The organism is Achromobacter sp. UMC71, from assembly GCF_014170305.1.
GTDB lineage: Bacteria > Pseudomonadota > Gammaproteobacteria > Burkholderiales > Burkholderiaceae_B > Achromobacter.
Genome location: NZ_LZZT01000024.1, coordinates 55,242 through 81,777 on the forward strand (window position 1 = coordinate 55,242; position 26,536 = coordinate 81,777).

Here is a 26,536-nt window from a genome sequence, read left to right on the forward strand (position 1 = left end):
ATTCTGGCGTTGCCTTCCCGCCTTCTGCCCGGTGGGCCCCCCACGCCAACCTCGAAAGGACCCCACGCCATGGAACCGCTAGAGCAATTCCTGCGTTCGGGCAAGATCCTGCAATCGTTTCCTGGCGCCGACAGCGCCGCGATCCAGGCCTACGAGCAAACCTGGAACACGCGTCTTTCCGACAGCTACAAGGCGTTCCTGGCGCGCAGCAACGGCCTGCGTTTCGGTTTCGATTTCGACGAGGCCCACCGGGCCGGGGTCTCGCCTGCACTGGCGGACATGAACACCTTTTTCGGTATCGGCAACGGCAGCCCTCACCTGGATCTGGCGCTGTTGACCCCGAAGATGCGCTTTCACAACCCGGCCTTTCTGCCCTTCGCCCCCGTGCTGGGATTGGGCGGCGACTTCTGCACCTACGTTGAAATCAGCCAGGGCAAGCACCTGGGGCGCATCATGTACACCGACGGCGAGATGACCTCGATCTACGAAGACCTGGATATCCGCGGCCAGGACGTGGACGCCCTGATCGACGGCTTCATCGACGACGGCTGGTTCATGCCCGTCGCCGCGTCGTTCGACGATTTGATCCGGATGTACGCGAAGATGGCGTGACGCTCTGCGGCTCAGGCGTTGCCGGCAAGTCCGGCCGCCTGCGCAGCCGGTTCCCCCGAAGGCGCCTTGACCAGGAATTCCTTCAGGCTGGCGACCTTGCTCTTCTTGAAGATGCGGTTCTTGTATGTCACCACCGTGGTGGGCGACAGGCCCAGCGCGCGGCCCACTTCCTTGGCCGTGTGACCTTGGCGCAGCAGGTTCGCCACCTGGATCTCGCGCCACGACAAACCCGCCGGCCAGGCTGCCACGGGCGTCGGCGCCGCGTCGCGCCGGCACAGCTGGTGATGACGCCGCGCCAACGCGATCAGCAACGGCGCGCGTCCGCGCATCAGGTCCGTCACGTCGGCCGAATGGGTGCGCGAGAAATACAGGTTCAGGTAGCTGATGCCTTCGCTGCGCGCGCCGATCAGTGAAATCTTGCTGGCAAAGCCCGGCCGCTCAAACAGCAGGCGGCGGTACTCGGCATCCATGATGTGGGCGGGAGCCGGGGTCTGGATGATCAGGTCCGGCTGCCCCTCGGGCCGACAGGCCAAATCGCGCAGCAAGGCGTAATTGGGATCGCGACGGTAGAACTGGTCGTCGACGTAGACATTGGTGGTCCATTCGATCAGGGACTGGTTCAGCAGGCTGGCGGCCGACGAATACTGCACCGAGCCGTCGTGCCCGTAGAACACATGGGCCACGTGATCGGCAGCCACGGTTTCGCGCAGCGCCAGCAACAACGCAGCGTGGAACATCGGGCCGCCCAGGTCCATCACGGCGGACGCCGCCCATTGGTCCGCCCCCCCGGCCGCAGCCAGCGGCGTGCTTGTCTCTTCCATGGTTCTGGGTCCTCGTTCGGACGTGTTTTTCCCGATTCTACGGTCAACCCTGGCGTTGCGCGTGTCCTCTTCCGTGAGGACATGACGGGACTTTCCCGCGCTTCTAGAGTGTGTGCCAGAGACAAACCCAGGCACCTCACAAAGCACTAGGGAAAACGATGACAGAGCTTCCCCTCTACCCATACCTCAGGCCCGGCGAGATGGATCGCCCGCGTCCCGACCCGCACCCGGTGGCCATCGTGGGCGCCGGCTTGAGCGGCCTGACGCTGGCCCTGGATCTGGTGCGCCGCGGCATTCCCGTGGTGGTGCTGGACGACGACAACACGGTTGGGGTGCGCGGGCTGGCCTCGCGTGGCATGGTCTGGGCCCAGCGCACGCTGGATATCTTCGACCGGTTGGGCATGGCCGATGCCGTCGTGGAAAAGGGCGTGCGCTGGAATGTCGGGCGCGTGTTGTGCCGCGACATGGCGGTGGCGTCGTTCACGCTGCAGGATCAGCCCGACATGCGCCACAACGGCTTCGTGAACCTGCAGCAATACTATCTGGAAGCCTTCCTGGTCGACGCGTTGCAGCGCGAGCCGCTGGCCGACCTGCGCTGGCTGAACGCCGTCGTCGGCATCGAGCCCTGTGCAGACGCCCCCGCCATGCTGCGCGTGCAGACGCCCGATGGCATGTATGCCACCCGCGCCCAGTGGGTCGTGGCGTGCGATGGCGCCCACAGCGCGGTGCGCGGCATGCTGGGCCTGGCCCCGCGCGTCTACGACCGCACCGAAGACCGCTGGATCATCATCGACATCGTCCTGCGCGGCTCGGCCTGGCCCGAAGAGCGCTGGACCTGGCTGGACGCCCGCAGCAACCACGGGCGCGCGGTGTGGCGCCACAAGATGGCCGACGACACCTGGCGGCTGGACTTCCAGCTGCGCCCGGACGAAGACGCCGAGGCCGCCGCCACCGATGCCGCCATGCGCCAGCGCGTCTGGGACCTGCTGGGCGAACGGGTGGACTTCGACATCGCCTGGCACGGTGTCTGGGCCTACCGCCACGAATGCCTGGACAGCCTGCGTCACGGCCGCGTGCTGTTCGCCGGCGACTCGGCCCATCTGGTGGCGCCCTTTGGGGCGCGCGGCGGCAATGGCGGCATCCAGGACGCGGACAACCTCGGCTGGAAGCTGGCGCTGCTGCTGCAAGGGCGCGCCGGCGAGCCGCTGCTGGACAGCTACAGCGCCGAGCGCAAGCACGCGGCCATGGAGAACATCCGCCAGGCGCGGCGCTCGTCGCGCTTTGTCCATCCGGGCCCGGCCCGCTCCGCCACGGTCTGGCGCGACGCCATCATCGCGCTGGCGCCGCGGCACGAGGTCCCGGCCCGCATGATCAACACCGGCCGGCTGTGCATGCCGGCGGTGTATCCGCCATCGCCGCTGGTCCGCGGCGCGCAGGCCCAGCATGGCCGGGCACTGCCGAACATCGTGCTGCGCCAGGAAGACGGCCTGTCGCTGCACGGCCTGCTCGGCGCCTGGTTCACGGTGCTGGTCTTTGCCGATGCCCTGCCCCCGGATGCGCCAGACGCCACCGATGCCGATCCCTTGTTGCGGTGGGTCGCGGTCGGGCCGCTCTGCGATGCGCGCGGCCGCGCCGCCCTGGCGCATCAGCTGGGCGTGACCCTGGCCGGAGAAACCTGGCTGGTGCGTCCCGACCAGCACGTCATGGCGACCCATGACCCGCACGCACTCAACCCCGCCGAGGCCGCCCTGTGGGTCGACACGGCGCTAGGCGCGCCCTGCGCCGCCGCCCATGCCCCCATCCCCGAGTCCCGCCGCCGCTTGCACGCCACCGGAGCCCGCCATGCCGCCATCCCAGCAACAGCTTGACGACCTGCTTGAACGCCTGATCGCCTTGACCGACCAGCCCGACCCCGCGGACCAGCGCGACAGCCTGGCCCGGCTATCGCTGCTGCTCATCGAAGCCGTGGACGACGCGGCCCGCGTGCAGGCCGCCGTCGACGAACTTCTCGCGGCGCGCGGCGGACCGCCCGCGCTGCACATTCCCTGACCCACGGAGACCGCGTCATGACGCATTCCACCGATATCGACCAACCGGACGCGGCCTGCCCGCCCATCCAGGGCCTGCACCACTTCGCCTGGCGTTGCCGCGACGCCGAAGAGACCCGGCATTTTTACGAAGACATCCTTGGCCTGCCGCTGGTGCACGTGGTCAAGGAAGAACGGGTGCCGTCCACCGGCGAGCACTGCCCCTTCGTGCACCTGTTCTTCGAGTTCGCCGACCACTCGCACATCGCCTTCTTCGACCTGGGTGACAACGCGGTGAGCCAGCCGGATCCCGCCACGCCGCGCTGGGTCAACCACTTCGCCATGGAAATCCGCGGCGAGGCCGGACTGGAACGGATGCGCCAGCGCCTGCTGGCGCACGGCGTGCAAGTCGTCGGTCCGACCGACCATCACTTCATCCGCTCGCTCTATTTCTTCGACCCCAACGGCATCCGGCTGGAACTGACGACTCGCCTGCCCGTGCCCGACTACGTGGCCAAGAAGCGGCGCAGCGCCCACGACGACCTGGCCGACTGGACCCGCGATAAGGCCGCCGGCCTGCGCCCCGGCGCCACCGGCACCAGCAGCCAGGCCCGCCAGACGCAACCCGGTTGACCCGGCCATCCCCTATCCCTGACCGACAAGGACCACGATGAACAAACCTTTCGCCTCCCAGGCCGACGTCGCCGAGAAGAAGACCTCCTTCGTACGTCTGTCCGAAAACGCCTACGCTTACATCGCCGACGGCGACCCGAACTCCGGCGTCATCATCGGCGACGACAGCGTAATGGTGGTCGATGCCACCGCCACGCCCGCAATGGCGCAGAACCTGATCCGCGCCATTCGGGGCGTCACCGACAAGCCCATCCGCCACGTGGCCCTGACCCACTACCACGCCGTGCGCGTGCTGGGCGCGTCCGCCTTCGCCGCCGAAGGCGCCGTCAATACCTTCGCCAGCCAGGGCACCTACGAACTGATCGCCGAACGCGGCCAGGCCGACATGGATTCCGAGATCGGCCGCTTTCCCCGGCTGTTCCAATCCGCCGAAGGCATACCCGGGCTGACCTGGCCCACCGTGGTGTTCGAGCGCGAACTGACGGTGCACCTGGGCAAGCTGGAAGTGCGCATGATGCATCTGGGCGCCGGCCACACGCGGGGCGACTCGATCGTGTGGCTGCCGTCGCAGGGCATCTGTTTCGCGGGCGACCTGGTCGAATTCAATGCCGGCGTCTACACCGGCGACGCCTACCTGAGCGACTGGCCCGCCACCCTCGATGCCCTGCAAGCGCTGCAACCCCGGCAGATGGTGCCCGGCCGTGGGCCCGCCCTGACCAGCCCCGACGCCTGCCGCGAGGCCATCGGCTACACCCGCCACTGGGTGCAGACGCTATACGGCTGCGCCCGCCAGGGCGTCAGCGAAGGCAAGGGCCTGAAGCAGGTCTACGAAGACACCCGCCGCGTGATGGATCCGGAATTCGGCCACGTCGTCATCTACGAACACGCCATCCCCTTCGACATCTCGCGCGCTTTCGACGAAGCCAGCGGCATCACCGATCCGCGCGTCTGGACCGCCCAACGCGACCGCGAGATGTGGGCCGAACTGACCGCCTGACACCCTCCCAACGACGGAATCCCCGGACATGAAACTCGCCACCCTGAACCCCGGCACCCGCGACGGCCAGCTGGTCGTCGTCAACCGCGCGCTGACCCGTATGCGCGCCGTGCCTCACATCGCCGCCACTTTGCAGCAAGCCCTGGACGATTGGGCCCGCTGCGCCCCGCGCCTGCAGGCGGAATACGCCGACCTGCAGGCCGGCGGCGCGGGCCTGCCCTTTGACGCGACGCAATGTGCCGCGCCCCTGCCGCGCGCCTACCAATGGCTGGACGCCTCGGCCTATCTCAATCACGTCGACCTGACCCGGCGCGCCCGCGGCGGCGAAATGCCGCCGTCGTTCCACACCGATCCCCTGATGTACCAAGGGGCCTCCGACGACTTCATGGGGCCCTGCGATCCCATCACCGCCGCCAGCGAAGACCTCGGCGTCGACCTGGAGGCCGAGATCGTGGTGGTCACCGACGACGTGCCGCTGGGCGTGGACGCCCGCAAGGCGCTGGACCACGTCGTGCTGCTGGGGCTGGTCAACGATGTCACGCTGCGCAACGTCGTGCTGCCCGAGCTGAGCAAGGGCTTCGGCTTCCTGCAAGGCAAGCCCGCCTCGGCGTTGTCGCCCGTGCTGGTCACCCCCGACGAACTCGCGCCCTACTGGCGCGACGGCAAGCTGCACCGCCCGATGCAGGTGTGGTTGAACGGCACGCTGATCGGCCAGCCCCAGGCCGGCGAGGAAATGCAGTTCAACTTCGGCGAGCTCATCGCCCACGCCGCGCGCACCCGCCGCCTGGGCGCCGGCACGCTGCTAGGCAGCGGCACGATCTCGAACGCCAGCGACGCCGTGGGCGTGTGCTGCCTGGTCGAAGCCCGCGTGCGGGAACAGCTGCGCGACGGGCAGATGCGTACGCCGTTCCTCAAGCACGGCGACCGCGTGCGCATCGCCATGCGCGACGACGCCGGCAACAGCCTGTTCGGCGATATCGACCAGCAGGTCCAGATCCCCGGCACCCGGCCCCTGCCCAAGACCGCCGCGGCGCCGGCTCCGCAAGCCGTCACCGCCTGAAGGGGACGCCACCATGGCCGACACGGCATCATTGACGCTGCACAGCTACTGGCGCAGCTCCGCCGCCTACCGGGTCCGCATCGCCCTGGCCCTCAAGCGCCTGCCTTACCAGCAGGTGCCCTGGCACATGGCGCGCGGCGAACATCTGCAACCCGCCTACCGCAGCATTGCGCCGTTCGGCCTGGTTCCCATGCTGGAAGTCGATGGCCTGCGCCTGCAGCAATCGCTGGCAATCATCGAATACCTGGATGCGCGCTACCCCGAACCCGCGCTGCTGCCGGCCGACCCCGCCAGCCGCGCGCAGGTCCGCGCCCTGGCGCAGTTGATCGCCTGCGAGGTGCATCCCCTGAACAACCTGCGCACGCTCAGTCGCCTGCGGGCGCAGTTCGGCGCCGACGACGCGCAGGTGCAAGCGTGGTACCGGCATTGGTGCGAAGACGGTTTTCGCGCCTTCGAGGCGGCGCTGGCGCCGTCCGCCAGCGGCTATGCGGTGGGCGCCGCGCCGTCGTTGGTGGAATGCTGCCTGGTGCCGCAGGTCTACAACGCGCGGCGCTATGGCGTCGACCTGACGCCGTTCGGCCGCGTGCGCGCCATCGTCCAGGCCTGCGAGGCGCTGCCGGCCTTTGACGCGGCGCGCCCCGAAAACCAACCCGATGCCCCGCGTCCCGCCGAAGCCGCCGCCTGAGCGGCCGGCCCCAATCGATACAAAAGAACTGCGGCCCCGCCCGCGCCCCCAAGGAGACATGCATGCAGACAGACCTTTCCGGACAGGGCGCGGTTGCGCCCGCCCTTGATCGTCACGTATCGGCCCCGCTGGTCAGCGCCGATGACCGCAAGGTGCTCGCGGCCACGCTCGTCGGCTCGGCCATCGAGTGGTATGACTACTTCATCTACGTCCAGGCCGCCGGCCTGGTGCTGGGCGGCCTGTTCTTCGCGCCCTTCGCCCGGGAGAACCCCGAACTGTCGCTGATCCTGTCCTTCGCCACCGTCGGCGTGGCCTTCCTGTTCCGGCCGCTGGGCGCCATCGTCTGCGGCCACCTGGGCGACCGCTACGGCCGCAAGCGCGTGCTGGCAGCCACGCTGATCCTCATGGGCGTCTCCACCGCCCTGATCGGTGTGCTCCCGACCTATGCCCAGATCGGACTGTGGGCGCCCATCATCCTGGTTGGCCTGCGCGTGCTGCAGGGGTTTTCGGCCGGCGGCGAATGGGGTGGCGCGGCCCTCATGGCGGTCGAGCATGCGCCCGTGAACCGGCGGTCCCTGTTCGGCGCGTTTCCGCAGATCGGCGTGCCGCTGGGCATGATCGTCGCGACGGGCGCGCTGTGGTGCATCACCGCCCTGGTGGGCCCCGACAGCTTCATGGCCTGGGGCTGGCGCATCTCGTTCCTGCTGTCGATCGCGCTGATCGTCGTCGGCGTCTTCATCCGCCGCGCGGTCGAGGAATCGCCGGTTTTCCTGCAAATGCAATCGCGCCGCAGCCATTCGTCGGCGCCGCTGGGCACGCTGCTGCGCAAGCACCCCAAGCAGATCGCGCTGACCACGCTGATCTTCGTGGGCAACAGCACCGCTGGCTACCTGCTGGTGGGCTTTTTCATCAGCTACGGCAGCCGCGCGCTGCACATGCCGGCGCAACAGGTGCTGATGATCTGTACGCTGGCCGCCGCCTGCTGGCTGGGCACCACCTTGCTGGGCGGCTGGCTGGGCGACCGCATCGGCCGCGTGCGCACCTTCCAGATCGGCTACGCCTTGCTGGCCCTGTGGGCCATTCCGATGTGGTCGTTGATCGAATCGGGCAACCCCGCGCTGTTCACCCTGGCGCTGGCCGTGCTGTCGGTGCCGCTGGGCCTGACCTACGGGCCGCAGGCCGCCCTGTATGCCGAGATGTTCCCTGCCGACGTGCGCTACTCAGGCGTGTCGGCCGGCTACGCCCTGGGGTCTATCCTAGGCGGCGCCTTCGCCGCCATGATCGCGCAAGCGATCATCACCGCCACGGGGCAATCCTGGCTGGTGGGCGTCTATGTCGTCGTCATGGCCGCCGTGTCGTTCGTGGCCGTCACGCTGGTCAAGGACAAGCCCGGCGTCACGCTGCACGCCGACTGACCGCGGGCCGCCGGCGTCCCGCGCCGGCGGCCCGTTCCTCCACGCAACGATACGCCACGCCATGCCCGCCTGCATCCACCAGCAAGACCTGATCGACTCCGTCGCCAGCGCGCTGCAGTACATCAGCTGCTATCACAGCCCCGACTACATCGCGCACCTGGCCGCCGCCTACCAGCGCGAAGCCAGCCCCGCCGCCCGCGACGCCATGGCCCAGATCCTGGCCAGCTCGCGGCTGGCCGCCATTGGCCGGCGTCCCATCTGCCAGGACACTGGCATCGTCAACGTCTTCCTGAAGGTCGGCATGGACCTGCGCTGGTCGGGCTTCACCGGCAACCTGGAAGATGCCGTCAATGCCGGCGTGCGGCGCGCCTACCTGGACCCGGACAACCCGTTGCGCGCGTCCGTCGTGGCGGACCCGCTGTTCGGCCGCGTCAACACCCGCGACAACACGCCGGCGGTCATCAATGTGCGGATCGTGCCCGGCGCGCAGTTGGAAGTCATCGTCGCGGCCAAGGGCGGCGGTTCGGAGAACAAGGCCCGGCTCGCCATGCTGAACCCCGGCGACAGCGTGGTGGACTGGGTACTGGCGCAAGTGCCCGCCATGGGCGCGGGCTGGTGTCCACCGGGCATGCTGGGCATCGGCGTGGGCGGCACCGCCGAAAAGGCCGTGCTGCTCGCCAAGGAAAGCCTGATGCAGCCGCTGGACATGCACGCGTTGCAGGACCGCGCCGCGCGCGGCGACACGCTGGCCCCCGAAGACGCCCTACGCCTGGAACTGCACGACCGCATCAACGCCCTGGGCATCGGCGCGCAGGGCCTGGGCGGCCTGACGACCGTACTGGACGTGAAGATCAATACCTACCCCACCCACGCCGCCGCCAAGCCCGTGGCGCTGATCCCCAACTGCGCCGCCACCCGCCATGCGCGCATCGTGCTGGACGGCAGCGGCCCCGTGCACCTGGACCCGCCGCCAATCGATCTCTGGCCCGACCTGGGCGTTGCGCTTGCCCGCGACGCCGGCCGGCGCGTCAACCTGGACACGCTGACCCGCGAAGACGTGGCCGCCTGGCTTGCGGGCGACACTTTACTGCTGACCGGCCGCATATTGACCGGACGCGACGCCGCCCACCAGCGCATCCGCGAGCGGCTGGCGCAAGGCCAGCCGCTGCCGGCTGACTTCCGCGGCCGCGTCATCTACTACGTGGGTCCGGTGGACGCCGTGCGGGACGAAGCCGTCGGCCCGGCTGGCCCCACCACCTCGACGCGGATGGACGGCTACACGGACATGATGCTGGCCCAAACCGGCCTGATCGCCATGATCGGCAAGGCCGAGCGCGGCCCGGCGGCCGTCGCCGCGATCCAGCGGCACCGCGCGGCCTACTTGATCGCCGTCGGCGGCGCGGCCTATCTGGTGTCCAAGGCGATCCGCCATGCCCGCGTCGTCGCGTTCGAAGACCTGGGCATGGAAGCCATCTATGAGTTCGACGTCGTGGACATGCCCGTCACCGTGGCGGTGGATGCCGGCGGCGGCAACCTGCATGTGTCGGGCCCGGCGCAATGGCGCCGCGACGCCGGCCACGCCGCATGGACCGGCCTGCGCGAGATCAGGCTTTCCGGGGCCTGACCGCCGCCACCCGCAGCGCCGCCGCCCGGGGCGCGCCCGCGCCGATCAACGCCAGCAGTTCGCGGTGGCTGCGCACGCCCAGATGCTGGAAGGCGCGGTAGCGGTAGGTCAACGCCGTCGTGACGGCCACACCCATTTCCTGGGCCGCTTCCTCGGTCGTCAGCCCTTCCAGCATGTGCGTGATGATCTGGCGTTCGCGGCCCGACAGCTGCGCCATGAGCTTGGCCTGCGGCGGATGATCGGCGGGCGAGCGCCGCGTCACCTGCACATGGCGCATGACCGCCGTCGCGATCAGCGATGCGTGCTGCGCCACGCGTTCGAAGTCTTGCGGTTCGAAGTCTGGATAGGCCAGATTGCGGTAAAGGCTGACCGATACCCGGTAGCCATCGGCGAACACCGCCAGCAACGACAGCCGTTCGCGGATGCCCGGATCGCCATAGCAGACACGGCGGTAGTGCTCGTCCGGCACGTCCTCGGCCAGTTGATGGCCGATCCACAGCTGCGTCGCCTTGCCCGGCTTGCGCCGCGACAGCCACACCATGTTCGAGTCCTTGCGGTCGAAACCCAGGCGCATGTACTCCACCGCGGTGATCGTGGCGACCTCGCCGATGGCGCTGGCGCTGGACACGGCCTGTACCCGGCCGCTGCTGCGCAAGGCGAACACCGTGCAGTGGCTGGCCGGAAGCAGACCGCCCAGCGCGCGCAGCACCTGGGCGGCGAAATCGTCGGCGCCGATCGCGTCCATCAATGCCTGTGCCACCGCGAAGGCGGCAGCGGGCGGTCCCTGCGGCACGGGCAGCAATTTCATAACGGGTATTCCTGTCCTAATAAATTAGGACAATTTATCAGTTTCATGCGGCCAGAATATACCCAGAGACAACCCAGAAAAACAGGAACCGCGCATGCCGCTCGAGCGAATCGGCCCCTTTCAATACCAACGCTTTGCGCCGTCGCTGCCTGGCCTGGACGCAAACGGCACTGAACCCCGCCACCACCGCGTGCTGATCGCCGGCGGCGGTCCCGTCGGCCTGGCGGTGGCGCTGGGCCTGGCCCGCCAGGGCATCGACAGCGTCATCATCGAAGCCGACGACTCCGTCTGTGAAGGCAGCCGCGCGGCCTGTATCTCGCGCCGCAGCCTGGAAATACTGGACCGCCTGGGCGTGGCGCCCGCGTTCCTGGCCAAGGGCCTGCCCTGGACCCGCGGCCGCAGCTACTACGGCACCACTGAAGTGCTGGCGTTCGACATGCCCTCCCGCGCGGATGACAAGTATCCGCCGATGATCAACCTGCAGCAGTACTACATCGAACAATTCCTGCTCGACGCCATCAACGCCGTCAATCAACGGCATCCGGGCCGGGTCGACATCCGCTGGGCCAGCAAGATCGTCCACTGCGCCCCTGCGCCGGACGGCGTCACCGTGCACGTCGCCAACGCGCTGGGCCGCTACCAGGCAAGCGCCGATTGGCTGGTCGCCTGCGATGGCGGCCAGAGTTTCATCCGCTCCAGCCTGGGCCTGGAACTGAAAGGCACCGGCTACCAGGGCCGCTACGCCATCGTCGACATCGAACTGGCCAGCGGCCACCCCGCCGAACGCCGCGCCTGGTTCGACCCGCCCTGGGCGCGCGGCACCACCATTCTGATGCACCGTCAACCCGACAACCTGTGGCGCGTCGACTACCAGCTGGCCGGCAGCGTCGACGCCGCCCACGCCATGCAGCCCGACCAGATCAACCGCTTCGTGCAGACGCACCTGGACGCCATCGGCGAAGGCCACCTGCCCTGGACGCCGGTCTGGACTTCGGTTTATCGCGCCGGCGCCATGACGCTGGACGCCTACCGCCACGGCCGCATCCTCTTTGCCGGCAATGCCGCGCATGCCATGCCGATCTTCGGCGTGCGCGGACTGAACTCCGGCTTCGACGACGCCGACAACCTGGTCTGGAAGCTTGCGGCCGTGGTGCAAGGCAAGGGCGCCGACGCTCTGCTGGACAGCTACAGCCACGAACGCGTGCATGCCTTTCACGTCAACGCCGAAAGCGCCATGCGCAGCACCGAATTCATGTCGCCGCCCAATCGCGGCTTCGAACTCATGCGCGAGGCCTGCCTGTCCCTGGCCGAGCGCCATCCCGGCATTGCGCGCCTGATCAATCCCCGCCAGACGCACGCCATCACCTATACAGGATCGCCACTGTCATCCGGGCAGTATCGAGTACCCGATCCGCCGCCCGCCGAGGCAAACAAGCCCCATCCCGCCGCGCCCGGCGCGCCCCTGACCGACGCCCGATTGCCCGACGGCCGCCACCTGACCGACCTGCTGGCCGTGCACGGCTTCACCTTGCTGACGTTCGGCCCCTGGGCGCCGGCCGACGCGCTGCAAACAAGTACCCACGCGCCGGATTGGCCACGCCTGCCCTGCCGCGCCGTGGCGCTGCCGCCCGGCGCCGACCTGTCCCATGCCCTCGGGCTGCCGCCAGCGGCCCTGGCCGGCGCTGCCTTGCTGGTCCGCCCCGACGGCCATCTCTGCGCCGGCTGGCATGCGCCGGCCCTGTCCGACGTACTGACCGCCCTGGAGCACGCCTGCGGCGCACAAGGAGCCCAGCAATGATCGACGCCGCCGTCCAAGACCGCCTCTACGCCCACTGCAGCAACGCCATCGCCAGCGCGGGGCGCGAATGCGAATCCCTGTTCCTGGCCCGTCTGGCGCTGCTGCTGTTCGAGCAGGTGCAAGACGAACAACGCTGCCTGGACGCCATCGAGCAGGCGCTGCGGGACCTGCCCGTGCCGTCGCTATCGGCGGGGTGACCAAGGCAGGCCACGACGCCTGCCCCGCAAAACAACGGAGACAACCTTGAATCGAAGAACCTTCCTCGCCGCGGCCCTGGCTATCGCCACCGCGCAATGGACCGCCGCAGCGCCCGCGCAAGCCCAGGCCGCCTACCCCGACCAGCTCATCAAGTGGGTCGTGCCGTACCCCGCCGGCGGCGGCACCGACACATTGGCACGCACGCTGGCCGAAAGCATCCGCCCCGGCCTGGGCCAGCGCATCATCATCGACAACCGCCCCGGCGCCGCCACCAACATCGGCGCCGAACAAGTCGCGCATGCCAAGCCCGACGGCTACACCCTGCTGTCCGCCGACAACGGCGTGCTGGCCTTCAATGAACACCTGTTCAAGAAGCTGCCCTACAGCCCGGCCAGCGACTTCACTTACATCGGCGCCATCGGCAAATTCCCGCTCGTGCTGGTGGCCAGCCCGACGTTTCCTGCCCAGGACTTCACCCAATTCCTGGCCTACGTGCGCGCCCATCCCGGCGAGATCGACTACGCCTCCGTCGGCAATGGCTCGCCGCATCACCTGGCCATGGCGCTGTTCCAAAGCAAGACCGGTACCACTCTCACCCATGTGCCCTACCGCGGCGCCGCGCCGGCCATGCAAGATGTCATGGGCGGCCAGGTGCCCGTCATGTTCCTGGACCTGGCGTCCGGCCTGCAGATCATCAAGTCCGGCAAGGTGCGGCCGCTGGCCATCGGCTCGGCTGCCCGTTCGCCCTTGCTGCCCGACGTGCCCACGCTGACCGAACTGGGCGTGGCCGACGTCGAGGTCTTTGCCTTCCAGGGCCTGCTCGGCCCCGCCCGGCTGCCCACGCTTATCGTCGACAAGCTCAACAGCGCGCTGAACCAGGCCCTGGCCGATCCCGCCGTGCTTGCCCGGTTCACCGACTTCGGCTTCGAGCCGCTGCCGGGCACCCCCGACGCCTTCAAGCGCCTGGCGCGCTCGGAATCCCAACGCTGGGGGCAAGTCATCCGCGACAACAACATCTCGCTGGACTGATTGCCCCGCCACAGCCTTCCTGTCCGGGCGGCCGCCAGCTGGCGCCCCGTCCGGACCCAGACCACCGACTCGAGGATCGCCATGAACCCCTCCCCCGCCCGCCCCGTCCAGGGTCTGCACCATTTCGCCTGGCGCTGCCGCGACGCCGAAGAGACGCGCCGCTTCTATGAAGACCTGCTGGGCCTGCCGCTGGTCCACGTCATCAAAAGCGAGACCGTGCCCAGCACCGGCGAACACTGCCCCTACGTGCATATCTTCTTCCGCATGCGCGATGGCTCCTGCATCGCCTTCTTCGACCTCGGCGACGGCATCGCCGCGCAGCCTTCCCCCAACACGCCGGCGTGGGTCAACCACATCGCCCTGCGTCTGGACAGCCGTGAAGACCTGCACGCCATGAAGGCCCGCCTGCAAGCCCATCACGTCGAAGTCGTCGGCATCACCGACCACGATGGCTTCATCGAATCGATCTATTTCTTCGACCCCAACGGCTTGCGCCTGGAGCTGACCGTCGAAATCGCGGCCCCCGAGGTCGTCGCGGGCTTCGCCCAGGACGCGCGCGGCCAGCTTGACCGCTGGACCACTGAAAAGGTGAACCCATGACGCTTCCCGCCCCGCAACTGCGCCTGGCCACCCGCAAGAACGGCACCCGCGACGGCGCACTGATGCTGGTCAGCCCGTCCGGCGACCGCTGGCTGCCCGCCGGGACCCACGCCCCGACGCTGCAAGCCCTGCTGGACGACTGGGACACGCTGGCGCCGCAACTTGAACGCCAACGCCAGGCCCTGGGCAGCGACGGCTGGGCCGCCGCCCCCTTGCTGGACGCCGGGCAGTGCATGGCGCCCCTGCCGCGCGCCTACCAATGGGCCGACGCGTCCGTCTACCGAAACCACGCCCGCCTGATCTACCAGTGGCGCCAGGAGCCGATTCCGCCGCGCTACGAAGACGAGCCGCTGGTCTACCAGGGCGGGTCCGACATCATGCTTGGCCCGCAAGACCCTATCATCGCCACCGACGAACGCCATCTGATCGACCTGGAAGCCGAGATCGCCGTCATCACCAAGGACGTCCCGCAGGGCACGACCGCCGCCCAGGCCGCGGATCTCATCGCCCTGGTCGTGCTGTTGAACGACGTCTCGTTGCGCGGCCTGATCCCATCGGAACTCGCCAAGGGCTTCGGCTTCTATCAAAGCAAGCCCGCCACCAGTTTCGCCCCCGTCGCCGTCACTCCGGCGGCGCTGGGCCGCGCCTGGCGAGACAACATGCTGGACCTGCCCGTGCGCATCGACATCAACGGCGAACGTTTTGGCGAGCCCAATGCCAGCAGCGAAGTGGTGTTCAACTTTGCGCAGATCATCGAACACCTGGCCCACACACGCAGCCTGGTGGCCGGCAGCATCGTCGGCGCGGGCACGATCAGCAACGCCGATCCAGCCTCGGGCAGCGCCTGCGTCACCGAAGCCCGGGTACGCGCCCAGCTTGACGGCAAGCCCGAAGACGAGCTGCCGCCGTACTTGCGTCATGGCGACCGGGTGCGGATCTATGCGCGGGAACCGGACGGTGCGATGCCGTTCGGGGCGATCGACCAGCAGGTGGATATCTCGAAGAATTCGTTACCCGGCACCCTGAAGCGCTGACGGAACCGGGGTTGCCGCGGAATACGGTTCAGCCCCGTCACCCCAGATACTCCACATTGCCGCACACCGAAATGCTCTGGCCGCTGACCATCGCCCCTTCATCCGAGCACAGAAACGCCACCTGATTGGCCACATCCTCCGGCTGGGTCATGCGGCGCAGCGATACCTTTTCCACCAGCTGCATGCGCATCTCGTCATTGCTGACCCCGCCGGCTTCGGCGCGGGCGGCGATGATGCGTTCGACCCGGTCACCGGACACCACGCCCGGCAGCACCGAATTGACGCGGATGTTGTCCGGGCCCAACTCCATCGCCCAGGTCTGCGTCAGGCCGGCCAGGCCGAACTTGCTGGCGCTATAGGGCGAGCGCAGCGAAAAGCCCAGGCGGCCCGCCACCGACGAGATATTGATGATGGCGCCGCCGCCCGCTTCGCGCAGCAAGGGCACGGCGCTGCGCGAGCATAGGAACGTGCCCGTCAGGTTCACGTCCAGCGTCTTTTCCCAAGCGTCCAGCGTCGTGTCTTCCAGACGGCTCGTCGGGCCGGACACGCCCGCGTTATTCACCAGCGCATCCAGTTTTCCCCAACGCCTGGACAGGTCGGCAAACATTGCCAGCACCTCGGCTTCGCTGGACACGTCCGTCACGCTGGCGCTCAAACGCGGCGACAGCGCCGCCGCTTCCCGCACGGCGGGCTCGTTCACGTCGCAGATATGCACCTGCCCGCCCGCCGCCAGGAATTTCTTCGCAATCGCCAGGCCGATGCCCTGCGCGCCCGCCGTGATCAGGACCCGTTTGCCTTTCAAGGATTCACTCATGATGTATGCCGGTAGATGAACAAATACCGGCGCGACAGGACATCGCGCCGGTCCAACGTTGCCGCAAGATCAGCAGGCAAACTTCGGCCGCACGCCGCTGCGTTGCGACAGGCCCATGATCTCGCGCGCTTGCGCCGGGGTCGCGGGCTCCATGTCCATTTCCCGGATGATGCGCACGATACGCTCGACCAGCTGGACATTGGTGGCCAGCTCGCCGTGACGGTAATACAGGTTGTCTTCCAGCCCCACCCGCGCGTGCCCGCCCAGCAACAGGGCACTGATATTGGCCTCGAGCTGCGACGGCCCGATGCCGCTCACGCAGAACACGGCGTTCTTGGGCAGCATGTCGACCATCATCTGCAGATAGCGCGGCGAGAACGGCATCGCGTTCTGGAAATTCCGGTGTACGTTCATCACCAGGTTCACGAACGGCGGGCCTTCATCCAGGCCTTCGTTGATCAGCGTCGTCGCATCCTGCAGGATGTGCGTCGGGCTGAACACCTCCCACTCGGGCTTGATGCCACGCGCCTTCATGCCAACCGCCAGCTCGCGCGCTTTGGTCAGCGGCGTATTCATCAGATATTCACGCTCGCCGAACGCCAGGTTCAGCGTCGTCGCATCCAGCGTGCACATCTCGGCGCCGGCATCCATGCCTTTCAGCCGTTCTTCCCAGATGATTTCCCACATGCCCGGATAGCTTTCGCGCACCATGTCGCCATGCACGCCGCCGCCGGTCGAATTGTTCAGCACGATGTCGCAGCGGTCGCGAATACGCTGGTTCATGTCCAGGTAGATGCCAGCATCGCAGGTTGCCTGGTCGTCGGGGCGGCGCGCATGCAGCGCCACCACGCTGGCGCCGGCGTTGTAGCAGCGATAGACGTCGTCGGCGATCTCGGCGGGTTGCGTCGGCAGATGCGGATTCTGGCTTTTGAATGCCATGCCCCCGGTCGGGGCGATGGTCACGATGACTTTGCGTTTGGCCATGAAGATTCTCTCAGGGTTGGCGACTGTCCGCTCATTTCCACAGTTCGCAGCGGGTTTCCGCCTTCTTGGTGAAGGCCTCGTTGCCGTCGATGGTCTGCACCACGTCGAAATAATCCCAGGGTTCCTTGGACTGTTCCGGCGTCTTCACCTGCAGCAGGACCATGTCGTGCACCACGCGGCCATCCGGACGCACCACGCCGTCCTTGATGTACATATCGTTCAGCTTGTTCTCGCGCAGATAGGCCAGCACGCGGTCCGCGTCGTCCGTGCCGGTCGCCTTGACCGCCCGCAGATACTGCAGCGCCGCCGAATAATCGGCTGCCTGCAACGACGACGGCATCGCCTTGCGCGCCTCGAAGAATTTTTTGCTCCAGGCGCGCGTCTGTTCCGACGCATTCCAGTACCAGCTGTCCGTCAGATACATGCCTTGCGTCGCGGGCAGGCCCAACGCATGGACGTCATTGATGAACATGATCAGTCCGGCCAGCCGCATGGTCTTGGTCAGGCCGAACTCGTTGGCCGCCTTGATCGCATTGGTCGCGTCCGCGCCGGCATTTGCCAGCGCCAGGATCTCGGCCTTGCTGCTTTGCGCCTGCAACAGGAACGACGAGAAATCCGCCGCCGACAGCGGATGCCTGACCGCCCCCAGCACTTTGCCGCCGCCGGCCTCGACCACCTTCGTCGTATCGGCCTGCAGCGCATGGCCAAAAGCATAGTCCGCCGTCAGGAAGTACCAGCTTTTGCCGCCCGCCTTCACCACCGCCGCGCCCGTGCCGCGCGCCAAAGCCACGGTGTCGTAGGCGTAGTTCAGCGTATAGGGCGTGCACTGCTCATTGGTCAGCGCCGGTGCGCCGGCGCCCACCACGATGATCGGCTTTTTCTTGTCCGCAGCCACCTTCGACATCGCCAGCGCGGTGCTCGAATTGGTGCCGCCGATCAGCATGTCCAGGCCCTTCTGGTCGAACCACTCGCGCGCCTTGGCCGACGCCACGTCCGCCTTGTTCTGGTGGTCGGCCACCAGCAGTTCGATCTTCTTGCCGTTGATCTCGCCGCCCAGCTCCTGGATGGCCATCTTGATGGCCTCCACCCCGCCGGGGCCGTCCGGGCCGGAATACACGCCGGACAAGTCCGTAATGAAGCCGATGCGGATCACATCGTCCGAATACTGGGCTTGCGCGCTGGGCGCGGCCAGGAGCGAGACCGCGGCGGCGCAGGCGATGGTTCCACCGGAAACCAGGCGTTGCATTGACAACATAGTTATCTCCTTTTATGGTTTTTGGGCTCTGGGGGCCTCTTGTATTCTGCGGTGGGTCCCCAATGCGAACAGTCATCATGGTGACAGAGCGCCCTAGGGTTTACCTGAGCGGTATCGCCGCGAAAAAAGGGGAGTGAATATGCGCGGATCGCCGGCCGGCAACGCCAACGAACCGTCAGGCGCCAGGCGCCGGCCCGCCGGCTGCCCGGTGGACGCCATGCTGGACGTCGTGCCCTGGTACATGGGTCTGCCGGCGCTGGAACGCAGCGTGGTCCGATCCGAACTGCGCACCGTCTCGCTCGCCGGCGGCGAATACCTGTTCCGTTCAGGCTCGCGTTCACCCGGCTGGTATGGCGTGGTGACCGGCCTGGTGAAATGGTCGTCCCGCGGCCCCGATGGCCGGTCCCTGTCACTGGCGGGCTTCAGCACCGGCAGCTGGTTCGGCGAAGCCACCATGATCCGCCGCGAACAATTCGAATACGAAGTCGTCGCCCTGCGCCCCAGCCAGATCGTGATCCTGCCGCGCGACACGTGCGAGCGCCTGTGGAACCACAATATCGAGTTCACCAAGGCCTTGATGATGCACCTGGCGCAACGGGTGAACTGGCTGATGGCCAGCTATACGGGCAACGTGCTGCTGGACGTGGACACCACCGTCGCGCGCGCCGTGGCCGCGCAGTGCGATGCCGAGCAGCATTCCGGGTTTGATGGGCGCCTGAAGATATCGCAGGAAGAGATCGCCGCGTTGTGCGGGGTATCCAGGCAACGGTGCAATGCCACCTTGACCATGCTCGCGCGCGAAGGGGTGCTGCGAACGCACTATGGCGGGCTGACGGTGCTGGATATGGAGGGGTTGTATCGGTTCGCAAAAATCAGTCGAAAGCCCGCTGCCAGCCGAGGCACTTCGGGCTAGGATGCGCTGAAGGACTGACGCCGGCCGCAAGCGCATCCCGGTCGTCTTCGGCCTTACCGAACAGATCGAAGCCATCAGCTCGATTGTCGGGCGGCCCGCCAGGACGCAAATATTCCACATGCACGTATTCGATCTATATAATCATTCCGTAGGGAGCCGTAAAATGCCTTTAAACGCCCCTATGGAGCATTTAAATGGAATCTCCTCTCCCATTGCCAGTCGAGCGCGCCATCCAGAAACTCGGCGGTGACATTTCGCTCGCACGCAGACGGCGCCACATCTCCCAAGCTTCGTTGGCCGAACGCATGGGCGCATCCCTATCCACGGTGCGCCGCATGGAAAAAGGTGACGCCCGCGTGCCCATCCACTTCTACGCCCGCGCCCTGCATGTCTTCGGCGAGATCCACGCGCTTGAACACCTGCTGGACACGCCAAACGACGAGATTGGACTCACACTGATGGACGAGCACCTGCCCAAGCGCGTGCGTAGCAAGTCCGGCGGCTCGTCGGGAGCATTGTGATGGCGGCCATTGCACCGATCCGTCAACACGTCCAACTTTGTATCGGCACGGCTGGCCTGCCGCTGGGCTCGCTCGTATACGTCCAGCAAGGCAGGCGCGAGAACTGTGCCTTTGCCTATGACGAAACGTGGCTGGCCAACCCTGCACGGTTCAACGTATCGGCCGACCTGCAGTTGGTGCACGGCCACCAGCCCCACAAGGCGGCCTCGCCCCTTGACTCCGTGTTTCATGGCGCTTTGGCAGATACTGTCCCCGACGCCTGGGGGCGGCGCGTCATCGCCCGAGACCATGCCAAGCGACGCCGCAAGGATCCAAAACTGCCAGCGCTTACCGAGTTGGACTATCTGCTTGCCGTCGATGATTTCAGCCGCGTCGGCGCGCTGCGTCTGCGCGGTCCCGATGGCGTCTGGCATCGGACAGCACCAGCAGTTACACGGAAATCGCGGATGCCATCCGCTCGCATGGCCACTCCCCCACCCGGGATCTGCATGAACTCTGGCGCCGCCTGGTGTTCAACCTGTTGATCACCAATGTGGACGATCACCTTCAGAATCACGGCTTCCTGCACATAGCGCATGGACAGTGGCGCCTTGCGCCCGCCTTTGACGTCAACCCATTTCCGGACAAGGAACGCGAGTCCAAGACATGGCTGTCCGAGCAGGATGGGCCAATCACGGATGTGCAGATGCTGCTCGCCCGCGCAGCCTACTTTTCACTGGACAAGACACAGGCGCTGGCGGTGCTGGCCGAGGTGCACACTGCCGTCAAGAACTGGCGGAAAACCGCCCTGGGCAAGGAGGTCGGACTGCGCGCAAACGAGCTGGATGACTTCGCTGCCGCGTTCGAACATCCGCAGATGGAAACCACAGCCGCGCTGCTCGGCCGTTAGGCAGCGTCCACGCTTACGCCACGCACCCGGCGCCGCAACGCAACCACCTGCTCCGCCCCCACCGCCCGCGCACGCAACTGCCCGCAGCCGCCCTCGACATCCTGCCCGGCGCTGTTCCTGATCTTGGTCAGCACGCCGCGGCGATGCAGGATGCGGACGATCTCGCGGATGCGCTCGGTATCGGGACGCTGGTAGTCGTCGCCTTCCAGGCTGTTGAACGGAATCACATTGAGCACGCCGAACTTGCCCTTGAGCAGGCGCGGGATCTCGTCGAGTTCGTCGTCGCCGTCATTGATGCCCTTGAGCAGCGTCCACTGGTACTGCACCGGGTAACCGGTATCGCGGGCATAGGCTTCGCCCAGATCGACCAGTTCTGCCGGCGTCATCTGCGGCGCGCGCGGCAAGAGATGCCGGCGCAGTTCAGCCTTGGTCGTATGCAGCGACAGCGCCAGCGCGGGCTTGACGCGTTGCCTCGGCAAAGCGTCGAACACGCGCCGGTCGCCAACGGTGGAGAACACCAGGTTCTTGTGGCCGATGTTGCCTTCCGTGCCGAGCAGGTCGATGGCTTGCAACACATTGTCCAGGTTGTGCGCAGGTTCGCCCATGCCCATGAAGACGACTTTCTTCACCGCGCGCTGGCGCCGCGCCAGCACAAATTGCGCCAGGATTTCCATGCTGGAGACCTGGCGGATCAGGCCGCTCTTGCCGGTCATGCAGAACCGACAGCCCACCGCGCAACCGACCTGGGTGGACACACAGAGCCCGTCGCGCGGCAGCAGCACGCTTTCCACCATCTGGCCGTCGGCCAGATCGACCAGCAGGCGCGAACCATCGTTGCCCGCATGCTCGGAACGGACGCGGGCCAGCCCGTCAAGCTCGGCCGCCAGCGCGGGCAGCGCCAGGCGCAGCGCCAAGGGCAGATAGTTGTCGAAGCGCCGCCGCCATGTGTCGCTGTCGAACGCCTGCCCGGTCAGCCAGGCGCGCATGACCCGGCCGCGATGAGCCGGCTGGGCGCCTAGGGCGGCGAGACGTTGGTGGAAATCGGAGTAGCGCATGGGGAGCGGATTTTACCGTGCCCGGTACGGACGCTCGGCAGGCTCGCGGCCCCGCATGGCCTGCCGGGCGAAGCCCCGCCTACCCCGCGATGGCCCGGGCCAGTTGCTGGATGGATAGCGGCGCGCAGCCCTCGGCGTCGTTGCTGACCGTCACATAGGCTGGCTGGCCCGCGCCCGTAATGCCACGGATGGTGCGCGCCAACACCGTGCGGGTGGGGATATCCTCACTGAGAATGGCATTGAACGGATCATGCTTCTTCTGCGCGGCGGCATAACCATAGGGGCCGAAAACGCGGTTCAGGTTCCAGCGGCAGACCAGCGGCCCCGGCCATAGCGCGCGCAGCATCGGCAGTTGCGCTTCGATCGGTGGCATCTTGCCATGCAGCCCCAGGCAGAAAGTGGCCCCATGCGCCTTGAGCGTATCGACCATCGCCTGGCCCAGCAGTTCCGGGTCCCGCACTTCCACCGCCACGATCACGCCATCCTGCGTGGACAATGCATCCCGGACCGCCGCCAGCATGCGCCCCAGTTTCTCGAACAGCGATGCCGAGCGGCTCAGCCAGCCCAGAGGCAGCGGACTCAGCTGGAACACCAGGACGCCGAGCTTGGCGCCCAGGCCTTCGAGCGCCGGCCGCACGAAATCCTGGACAGCCAGCGACGGGTCGAGGAAAACCGGGTTGGCCTCGCGCGTCCTGCCTTCTTCGCCACGCACCTGGGCATCGGTAATGCTGGAGGGACATTTGACGACGAAACGGAAATCGTCGTCGACCTGCCCCGCATAGCCGGCATACTGGCTCGCCGTCAACGGTTGCCAGAACGTGCGGTCCACGCAAACCGTGCGCAAAAGCGGATGCCGATGGTAAGCGCCGAGGCCGTGCCGGGACAGCGTGCTCGAATCGTATTCGCCGTCCCAGACCAGCCCTTCCCAGCCGGGGTATGACCAGGTGGAGACGCCAAAGCGCAACGCTGCGGGCAACTGCTGCGCGAGCGCGCGCCATTCCTGCGCTGCCGGCGCAGGAAGCACTCTGGCCATGCTCCGGAGGGCGGAAAGGTCGGGATTGGCAGGAGACGCGACGTGCTGCGAGGCGTTGGCCGGCGGCACGGGTAGCGCATCTCCGAAAAGATCGTCTTGCATGCTGGTCGTTCTGACGCGGGGATGGGCTATAGGGTACTTGCAAAATAACGAGCGCACACGGCCGCAACGGATGAACAGCGGGACGCCGTCAAAGAACCATCATTGGGAGATTTGCCAATGCAATTTGGCGATCGCGCGGCCCAGCAGAAGGACGGTGGAGAAGGCGATGAGGGGAAAGCTGGAGCGGGTGAAGGGAATCGAACCCTCGTATGAAGCTTGGGAAGCTGCCGTTCTACCATTGAACTACACCCGCTCGGGTGTCGTGCCCGGGTATCAAACCTGGACAGAGGCCGGAATTATAGCGCGCCTTTTTCTGCGCCGGGAGGAGGCTTGCCGCCCCCCGGGTTCGCCGTCAGCCGAGCTTAGTTGGCCGTGATGTTGGCGGCCTTGACGACCTTGCCCCAGCGGTCCAGTTCCGACTGGGTGTAGGCGCCCAGTTCCTTCGGCCCCATGAAGATGGCCTCGGCGCCCTGCTCGGCGGCTTTCTGGCGGAAGGCGTCGGTCTTCATGATCTTCTGGATTTCGCCGGCGATCTTGTCCACGACCGGCGCGGGCGTGTCTTTGGGCGCGTACATGGCGAACCACGACGACACGATCAGGTCGGGATAGCCGGCCTCGGCGGCGGTGGGCACGTTCGGCAGGGACGACAGGCGGGTGTTGCCGGTTACGGCCAGCGCGCGCAGCTTGCCGGCGGCGATCTGCCCCAGCAGCGGCGGTGGCGTGGTGATCGTCATGTCCACGGCGCCGCCCAAGAGGTCGTTCAGCGCGGGACCGGTGCCCTTGTACGGAATGTGCGCGATCTGCGTGCCGGCCATCTGGTTCAGCAGTTCTGTGGCCACCTGTTGCAGCGAGCCATTGCCGGACGACGCATAGTTCAACTTGCCCGGATTGGCCTTGGCATAAGCCACCAGTTCCTTGAGCGAGTGGATGGGCAGGTCGGGGCGCACCACGACCACCTGCGGCGCAGACAGCACGTTGGCAACAGGCGCAAAGTCCTTGATGGGATCCCAGCCGGCGGCGGGCGTGACATGGGGCGTGATGACCTGGAAGCCGGAGTATTGCAGCAGCAGCGTATAGCCGTCGGGCTTGGCGCGGGCGACGGCCTGCGCGGCGATGCCGCCGGAGGCGCCCGGCTTATTTTCGACGACGACGCTTTGGCCCAGCGCGGCGCCCAACGGCTGGGCGATCAGGCGGGCGGCGATGTCGGTGGTGCCGCCGGGCGCGGCGGACACGATCAGCGTGACGGGTCGGTTGGGAAAGTCGGTTTGGGCGCTGGCGGCGCCGGCGGCAACGGTCAGCGCGGCGGCGATACCGGCGCGCAGGATGGTGGGCAGGCAGGGAAATGCCATGGGTGTGTCTCCTTGGTTTTTATAGTGTGGTCAAAACGACATCGGTACTACTGCGGAAATTTCTCGGCCAGCCACGCGGGCGCCGCATGGGTCGCCAGGCGCGGCCCCGCTTGCAGCAAGGCATTGGACAGGTCGCGCTGTACCAGCGCGGGCAAGCCGCGCACGATGGCCAGCAAGGGCGCCAGCGACACGCCGGACTCCACGCCCATGCAGACGAACATGTGCACCAACTCTTCGGTGTTGACGTTGCCGCTGGCGCCCGGCGCATAGGGACACCCGCCCAGGCCGCCAACCGCCGCGTCAAAACGGGTGATGCCGGTCTGCCAGGCGGCGATCGCATTGGCCAGCGCCATGCCGCGGGTATTGTGCAGATGCACGGTCAGCGGCACGCCGGGCAAGCGGGCCGACGCCTGTTCGCACAAAGCGGCCACTTGCGTCGGAAACGCCATGCCCGTGGTGTCGCACAGCGTGATGCCGGCCGCGCCCGCCTCGACCAGGCGTGCGGCCAGGTCCAGCACCTGTTCCGCCGCGACGTCGCCGTCGAACGGACAGCCGAAGGCGGTGGACAGGGACACGTTGCACGGCATGCCGCTGCGGCCGGCCGCGGCCAGCACCTGCGACAGTTCGGCAAAGGACTGGTCGCGCGTCATGCGCAGGTTGGCGCGGTTATGCGTTTCGCTGCACGACATGACCAGGTTCATCTCGTCGGTGCCCGCTTCCAGCGCGCGCTCCAGGCCACGGATGTTGGGCACCAGCGCGGTGTAGATCACGCCGGGACGGCGGCGGATGCGGCGCATGACGTCCGCCGCGTCGGCCAGCGCGGGGATAGCCTTGGGCGAGGTGAAGCTGGTGACTTCGATACGTGCAAAACCGCAGTCGGACAAGGCGTCCACCAGGGCGACCTTGTCGTCGGTGGCAACCAGGGCCTGTTCGATCTGCAGGCCGTCGCGCGGGCCGACTTCGTTGATCTCGATCTTGGCGGGGCCGGCGTTCATGCAATCACTCCCTTGGCGCGCAGCGCGCTGCGTTGTTCGTCCGACAGGCCCGCCTGCGCCAGCACGGCGTCGGTGTGCTCGCCCAGGGTGGGCGCGCGCTCGCGCACCGCGCCGGGGTTGGCCGACAGGTAGGGAAACACGGCCGGCATTTCCACCGGCACGCCGGCGGCGGATTCGACGGTGGTGATGGCGTTGCGGGCGCGGTAATGCGGGTCGGCGGCGATATCCGCGACCGAATAGATGCGGCCGGCGGGCACGTCGGCGTCGCGCATCGCGGCCAATACGTCGTCGATGCGGCGGGCAAGCGTCCACGCCCCGATGGCGGCGTCGATCTCGGCGACGCGCCGGGCGCGGCCGTCGTTGTGCGCCAGGTCCGGGTCCCGGCCCAGGTCGTCGCGGCCGATGCGGGCCATCAGGCGGGTGTAGATGGCGTCGCCGTTGCCGGCGATGAGCACGTAACCATCCTGGCAGGGATAGGCGTTGGACGGCGCGATGCCGGGCAGCGCGGCGCCGGCGGGTTCACGCACGGCGCCGAACACGGAATATTCCGGCAGCAGGCTTTCGCTGAGGTTGAACAGGCTTTCATACAGCGCCGCGTCGATCACCTGGCCCACGCCGCCCCGCGCATCGCGCTGGTACAGCGCCATCATCACGCCCAGCGCGCCATGCAGGCCGGCGATGGTGTCGCCCAGCGACAGGCCGGCGCGCACCGGCGCGCGGCCCGGCTCGCCGTTCAGGTAGCGCAGCCCGGCCATGGCCTCGCCGATGGCGGCAAAGCCTGGCTCGCGCGCCTTGGGGCCGGTCTGGCCATAGCCCGAGACGCGCAGCATGATCAGGCGCGGGTTCAGTTCATGCAGGGCTTCCCACGACAAACCCCATTTTTCCAGGGTGCCGGCGCGGAAGTTCTCGATCAGCACGTCGGCCTGGCGGGCCAACAGGCGCACGATGTCCTGGCCTTCCGCCTGGCGCAGGTCCACGCATACCGACTGCTTGTTACGCGACTGCGCTTCCCACCAGACGGACGTGCCCTCATGCAGCAGGCGCCATTTGCGCAGCGGATCGCCCTGCCCGGGCGGCTCGATCTTGATGACCTGCGCGCCAAAATCCGCCAGCGTCTTGGCCGCGAACGGTCCTGCGATCAGTTGACCCAGCTCCAGCACGCGGATGCCGGCAAGAATCTGCCCTGCCATTTCGCCTCCCTGGCGACACTCGATATCAATGGACGGCAGTGTGCGCGCAAAGTCGCGCCGGGCGGAATGGACAATCGGGGAAAGGGGCATTCCCG

At 67.3% G+C, this 26,536-nt stretch carries 28 protein-coding genes and 1 tRNA gene; 18 read left to right on the forward strand and 11 right to left on the reverse strand.

Annotated elements, in window-relative coordinates; all coding sequences use genetic code 11:
• Positions 1-69: 69 nt before the first annotated feature.
• A complete protein-coding gene (locus tag A9974_RS11895) occupies positions 70-612 on the forward strand; it encodes an SMI1/KNR4 family protein (protein WP_183004296.1) in 543 nt (180 codons plus the stop codon).
• A gap of 11 nt (positions 613-623) precedes the next feature.
• On the opposite strand, the gene A9974_RS11900 is transcribed toward A9974_RS11895, so the two are convergent.
• The gene (locus A9974_RS11900) at positions 624-1,433 is read right to left on the reverse strand and encodes a helix-turn-helix transcriptional regulator (protein WP_183004297.1); all 810 of its coding nucleotides are present in this window, start codon (positions 1,431-1,433) and stop codon (positions 624-626) included.
• A 158-nt stretch (positions 1,434-1,591) separates the two neighbouring features.
• Between A9974_RS11900 and A9974_RS11905 the strand changes: the two genes are divergently transcribed.
• The 8 genes from A9974_RS11905 to A9974_RS11940 all read left to right on the forward strand — a co-directional run bounded on the left by A9974_RS11905 (position 1,592) and on the right by A9974_RS11940 (position 9,874).
• On the forward strand, positions 1,592-3,301 hold the full coding sequence (locus A9974_RS11905) for an FAD-dependent oxidoreductase (RefSeq protein ID WP_183004298.1): 1,710 nt from the start codon (positions 1,592-1,594) through the stop codon (positions 3,299-3,301).
• Positions 3,276-3,482: a DUF2783 domain-containing protein gene (locus A9974_RS11910; RefSeq protein ID WP_183004299.1), complete on the forward strand. Its 207-nt coding sequence runs from the start codon at positions 3,276-3,278 to the stop codon at positions 3,480-3,482. Before A9974_RS11905 ends, A9974_RS11910 begins: the two co-directional genes overlap by 26 nt.
• 17 nt (positions 3,483-3,499) lie before the next feature.
• On the forward strand, positions 3,500-4,093 hold the full coding sequence (locus A9974_RS11915) for a VOC family protein (RefSeq protein WP_183004300.1): 594 nt from the start codon (positions 3,500-3,502) through the stop codon (positions 4,091-4,093).
• 37 nt (positions 4,094-4,130) lie between these two features.
• Positions 4,131-5,090: an MBL fold metallo-hydrolase gene (locus A9974_RS11920; protein WP_183004301.1), complete on the forward strand. Its 960-nt coding sequence runs from the start codon at positions 4,131-4,133 to the stop codon at positions 5,088-5,090.
• A 28-nt stretch (positions 5,091-5,118) separates the two neighbouring features.
• Complete coding sequence (locus A9974_RS11925; protein WP_183004302.1) at positions 5,119-6,150, forward strand: fumarylacetoacetate hydrolase family protein; 1,032 nt, start codon at positions 5,119-5,121, stop codon at positions 6,148-6,150.
• 13 nt (positions 6,151-6,163) lie between these two features.
• The gene (maiA, locus tag A9974_RS11930; RefSeq protein WP_183004303.1) at positions 6,164-6,835 is read left to right on the forward strand and encodes a maleylacetoacetate isomerase; all 672 of its coding nucleotides are present in this window, start codon (positions 6,164-6,166) and stop codon (positions 6,833-6,835) included.
• A 62-nt stretch (positions 6,836-6,897) separates the two neighbouring features.
• Positions 6,898-8,250, forward strand: coding sequence for an MFS transporter (locus A9974_RS11935; protein ID WP_183004304.1), 1,353 nt, complete (start codon positions 6,898-6,900; stop codon positions 8,248-8,250).
• Positions 8,251-8,311: 61 nt separating this feature from the next.
• A complete protein-coding gene (locus tag A9974_RS11940; protein ID WP_183004305.1) occupies positions 8,312-9,874 on the forward strand; it encodes a fumarate hydratase in 1,563 nt (520 codons plus the stop codon).
• Here A9974_RS11940 and A9974_RS11945 read toward each other — a convergent pair.
• Positions 9,855-10,682: a LuxR C-terminal-related transcriptional regulator gene (locus tag A9974_RS11945; RefSeq protein ID WP_183004306.1), complete on the reverse strand. Its 828-nt coding sequence runs from the start codon at positions 10,680-10,682 to the stop codon at positions 9,855-9,857. The two genes, A9974_RS11940 and A9974_RS11945, sit on opposite strands and share 20 nt — an antisense overlap.
• A 94-nt stretch (positions 10,683-10,776) precedes the next feature.
• Here A9974_RS11945 and A9974_RS11950 point away from each other — a divergent pair, with 94 nt between their 5' ends.
• From A9974_RS11950 to A9974_RS11970, 5 genes are all read left to right on the forward strand, one after another.
• Positions 10,777-12,480 carry an FAD-dependent monooxygenase gene (locus tag A9974_RS11950; protein WP_183004307.1) on the forward strand — a complete coding sequence of 568 codons (1,704 nt, stop codon included), beginning with the start codon at positions 10,777-10,779 and terminating at the stop codon, positions 12,478-12,480.
• Positions 12,477-12,677, forward strand: coding sequence for a hypothetical protein (locus A9974_RS11955; protein ID WP_183004308.1), 201 nt, complete (start codon positions 12,477-12,479; stop codon positions 12,675-12,677). The genes A9974_RS11950 and A9974_RS11955 overlap by 4 nt, the downstream gene beginning before the upstream one ends.
• A gap of 46 nt (positions 12,678-12,723) precedes the next feature.
• On the forward strand, positions 12,724-13,707 hold the full coding sequence (locus A9974_RS11960; protein WP_183004309.1) for a tripartite tricarboxylate transporter substrate binding protein: 984 nt from the start codon (positions 12,724-12,726) through the stop codon (positions 13,705-13,707).
• A gap of 81 nt (positions 13,708-13,788) precedes the next feature.
• The gene (locus A9974_RS11965; protein ID WP_183004310.1) at positions 13,789-14,307 is read left to right on the forward strand and encodes a VOC family protein; all 519 of its coding nucleotides are present in this window, start codon (positions 13,789-13,791) and stop codon (positions 14,305-14,307) included.
• On the forward strand, positions 14,304-15,341 hold the full coding sequence (locus tag A9974_RS11970) for a fumarylacetoacetate hydrolase family protein (protein ID WP_183004311.1): 1,038 nt from the start codon (positions 14,304-14,306) through the stop codon (positions 15,339-15,341). The genes A9974_RS11965 and A9974_RS11970 overlap by 4 nt, the downstream gene beginning before the upstream one ends.
• A gap of 37 nt (positions 15,342-15,378) precedes the next feature.
• On the opposite strand, the gene A9974_RS11975 is transcribed toward A9974_RS11970, so the two are convergent.
• The 3 genes from A9974_RS11975 to A9974_RS11985 all read right to left on the reverse strand — a co-directional run bounded on the left by A9974_RS11975 (position 15,379) and on the right by A9974_RS11985 (position 18,394).
• The gene (locus tag A9974_RS11975; protein WP_183004312.1) at positions 15,379-16,155 is read right to left on the reverse strand and encodes an SDR family oxidoreductase; all 777 of its coding nucleotides are present in this window, start codon (positions 16,153-16,155) and stop codon (positions 15,379-15,381) included.
• Between the two features lie 69 nt (positions 16,156-16,224).
• Complete coding sequence (locus A9974_RS11980) at positions 16,225-17,139, reverse strand: 3-keto-5-aminohexanoate cleavage protein (RefSeq protein WP_183004313.1); 915 nt, start codon at positions 17,137-17,139, stop codon at positions 16,225-16,227.
• Positions 17,140-17,170: 31 nt separating this feature from the next.
• On the reverse strand, positions 17,171-18,394 hold the full coding sequence (locus A9974_RS11985; protein ID WP_370539621.1) for an ABC transporter substrate-binding protein: 1,224 nt from the start codon (positions 18,392-18,394) through the stop codon (positions 17,171-17,173).
• A 139-nt stretch (positions 18,395-18,533) separates the two neighbouring features.
• Between A9974_RS11985 and A9974_RS11990 the strand changes: the two genes are divergently transcribed.
• From A9974_RS11990 to A9974_RS29470, 4 genes are all read left to right on the forward strand, one after another.
• Complete coding sequence (locus A9974_RS11990; RefSeq protein WP_233175636.1) at positions 18,534-19,307, forward strand: Crp/Fnr family transcriptional regulator; 774 nt, start codon at positions 18,534-18,536, stop codon at positions 19,305-19,307.
• Between the two features lie 194 nt (positions 19,308-19,501).
• Complete coding sequence (locus A9974_RS11995; RefSeq protein ID WP_183004314.1) at positions 19,502-19,828, forward strand: helix-turn-helix transcriptional regulator; 327 nt, start codon at positions 19,502-19,504, stop codon at positions 19,826-19,828.
• A complete protein-coding gene (locus A9974_RS29465; RefSeq protein WP_255468140.1) occupies positions 19,828-20,352 on the forward strand; it encodes a HipA N-terminal domain-containing protein in 525 nt (174 codons plus the stop codon). Before A9974_RS11995 ends, A9974_RS29465 begins: the two co-directional genes overlap by 1 nt.
• On the forward strand, positions 20,313-20,717 hold the full coding sequence (locus tag A9974_RS29470) for a HipA domain-containing protein (RefSeq protein ID WP_255468141.1): 405 nt from the start codon (positions 20,313-20,315) through the stop codon (positions 20,715-20,717). The genes A9974_RS29465 and A9974_RS29470 overlap by 40 nt, the downstream gene beginning before the upstream one ends.
• On the opposite strand, the gene A9974_RS12005 is transcribed toward A9974_RS29470, so the two are convergent.
• The 6 genes from A9974_RS12005 to A9974_RS12030 all read right to left on the reverse strand — a co-directional run bounded on the left by A9974_RS12005 (position 20,714) and on the right by A9974_RS12030 (position 26,441).
• The gene (locus A9974_RS12005) at positions 20,714-21,772 is read right to left on the reverse strand and encodes an RNA methyltransferase (protein WP_183004315.1); all 1,059 of its coding nucleotides are present in this window, start codon (positions 21,770-21,772) and stop codon (positions 20,714-20,716) included. The two genes, A9974_RS29470 and A9974_RS12005, sit on opposite strands and share 4 nt — an antisense overlap.
• A gap of 79 nt (positions 21,773-21,851) precedes the next feature.
• On the reverse strand, positions 21,852-22,907 hold the full coding sequence (locus tag A9974_RS12010; protein WP_183004316.1) for a DUF72 domain-containing protein: 1,056 nt from the start codon (positions 22,905-22,907) through the stop codon (positions 21,852-21,854).
• 179 nt (positions 22,908-23,086) lie between these two features.
• A tRNA-Gly gene (locus A9974_RS12015) sits at positions 23,087-23,160 on the reverse strand.
• A gap of 109 nt (positions 23,161-23,269) precedes the next feature.
• Positions 23,270-24,256 (reverse strand): tripartite tricarboxylate transporter substrate binding protein, encoded by a 987-nt coding sequence (locus A9974_RS12020; RefSeq protein ID WP_183004317.1) that lies wholly within the window; start codon positions 24,254-24,256, stop codon positions 23,270-23,272.
• A 47-nt stretch (positions 24,257-24,303) separates the two neighbouring features.
• Positions 24,304-25,251, reverse strand: a complete 948-nt coding sequence (locus tag A9974_RS12025; RefSeq protein ID WP_183004318.1) for a hydroxymethylglutaryl-CoA lyase — start codon at positions 25,249-25,251, stop codon at positions 24,304-24,306.
• Positions 25,248-26,441 (reverse strand): CaiB/BaiF CoA-transferase family protein, encoded by a 1,194-nt coding sequence (locus A9974_RS12030; protein WP_183004319.1) that lies wholly within the window; start codon positions 26,439-26,441, stop codon positions 25,248-25,250. Before A9974_RS12030 ends, A9974_RS12025 begins: the two co-directional genes overlap by 4 nt.
• Positions 26,442-26,536 lie beyond the last annotated feature (95 nt).

Excerpts from the sequence above, each read along its gene's own strand:
- A9974_RS11895 (WP_183004296.1), top strand. The coding sequence starts at position 70 with ATGGAACCGCTAGAGCAATTCCTGCGTTCGGGCAAGATCCTGCAATCG.
- A9974_RS11900 (WP_183004297.1), bottom strand. The coding sequence starts at position 1,433 with ATGGAAGAGACAAGCACGCCGCTGGCTGCGGCCGGGGGGGCGGACCAA.
- A9974_RS11905 (WP_183004298.1), top strand. The coding sequence starts at position 1,592 with ATGACAGAGCTTCCCCTCTACCCATACCTCAGGCCCGGCGAGATGGAT.
- A9974_RS11910 (WP_183004299.1), top strand. The coding sequence starts at position 3,276 with ATGCCGCCATCCCAGCAACAGCTTGACGACCTGCTTGAACGCCTGATC.
- A9974_RS11915 (WP_183004300.1), top strand. The coding sequence starts at position 3,500 with ATGACGCATTCCACCGATATCGACCAACCGGACGCGGCCTGCCCGCCC.
- A9974_RS11920 (WP_183004301.1), top strand. The coding sequence starts at position 4,131 with ATGAACAAACCTTTCGCCTCCCAGGCCGACGTCGCCGAGAAGAAGACC.
- A9974_RS11925 (WP_183004302.1), top strand. The coding sequence starts at position 5,119 with ATGAAACTCGCCACCCTGAACCCCGGCACCCGCGACGGCCAGCTGGTC.
- maiA (WP_183004303.1), top strand. The coding sequence starts at position 6,164 with ATGGCCGACACGGCATCATTGACGCTGCACAGCTACTGGCGCAGCTCC.
- A9974_RS11935 (WP_183004304.1), top strand. The coding sequence starts at position 6,898 with ATGCAGACAGACCTTTCCGGACAGGGCGCGGTTGCGCCCGCCCTTGAT.
- A9974_RS11940 (WP_183004305.1), top strand. The coding sequence starts at position 8,312 with ATGCCCGCCTGCATCCACCAGCAAGACCTGATCGACTCCGTCGCCAGC.
- A9974_RS11945 (WP_183004306.1), bottom strand. The coding sequence starts at position 10,682 with ATGAAATTGCTGCCCGTGCCGCAGGGACCGCCCGCTGCCGCCTTCGCG.
- A9974_RS11950 (WP_183004307.1), top strand. The coding sequence starts at position 10,777 with ATGCCGCTCGAGCGAATCGGCCCCTTTCAATACCAACGCTTTGCGCCG.
- A9974_RS11955 (WP_183004308.1), top strand. The coding sequence starts at position 12,477 with ATGATCGACGCCGCCGTCCAAGACCGCCTCTACGCCCACTGCAGCAAC.
- A9974_RS11965 (WP_183004310.1), top strand. The coding sequence starts at position 13,789 with ATGAACCCCTCCCCCGCCCGCCCCGTCCAGGGTCTGCACCATTTCGCC.
- A9974_RS11970 (WP_183004311.1), top strand. The coding sequence starts at position 14,304 with ATGACGCTTCCCGCCCCGCAACTGCGCCTGGCCACCCGCAAGAACGGC.
- A9974_RS11975 (WP_183004312.1), bottom strand. The coding sequence starts at position 16,155 with ATGAGTGAATCCTTGAAAGGCAAACGGGTCCTGATCACGGCGGGCGCG.
- A9974_RS11980 (WP_183004313.1), bottom strand. The coding sequence starts at position 17,139 with ATGGCCAAACGCAAAGTCATCGTGACCATCGCCCCGACCGGGGGCATG.
- A9974_RS11985 (WP_370539621.1), bottom strand. The coding sequence starts at position 18,394 with ATGTTGTCAATGCAACGCCTGGTTTCCGGTGGAACCATCGCCTGCGCC.
- A9974_RS11990 (WP_233175636.1), top strand. The coding sequence starts at position 18,534 with ATGCGCGGATCGCCGGCCGGCAACGCCAACGAACCGTCAGGCGCCAGG.
- A9974_RS11995 (WP_183004314.1), top strand. The coding sequence starts at position 19,502 with ATGGAATCTCCTCTCCCATTGCCAGTCGAGCGCGCCATCCAGAAACTC.
- A9974_RS29465 (WP_255468140.1), top strand. The coding sequence starts at position 19,828 with ATGGCGGCCATTGCACCGATCCGTCAACACGTCCAACTTTGTATCGGC.
- A9974_RS12005 (WP_183004315.1), bottom strand. The coding sequence starts at position 21,772 with ATGCGCTACTCCGATTTCCACCAACGTCTCGCCGCCCTAGGCGCCCAG.
- A9974_RS12010 (WP_183004316.1), bottom strand. The coding sequence starts at position 22,907 with ATGCAAGACGATCTTTTCGGAGATGCGCTACCCGTGCCGCCGGCCAAC.
- A9974_RS12020 (WP_183004317.1), bottom strand. The coding sequence starts at position 24,256 with ATGGCATTTCCCTGCCTGCCCACCATCCTGCGCGCCGGTATCGCCGCC.
- A9974_RS12025 (WP_183004318.1), bottom strand. The coding sequence starts at position 25,251 with ATGAACGCCGGCCCCGCCAAGATCGAGATCAACGAAGTCGGCCCGCGC.
- A9974_RS12030 (WP_183004319.1), bottom strand. The coding sequence starts at position 26,441 with ATGGCAGGGCAGATTCTTGCCGGCATCCGCGTGCTGGAGCTGGGTCAA.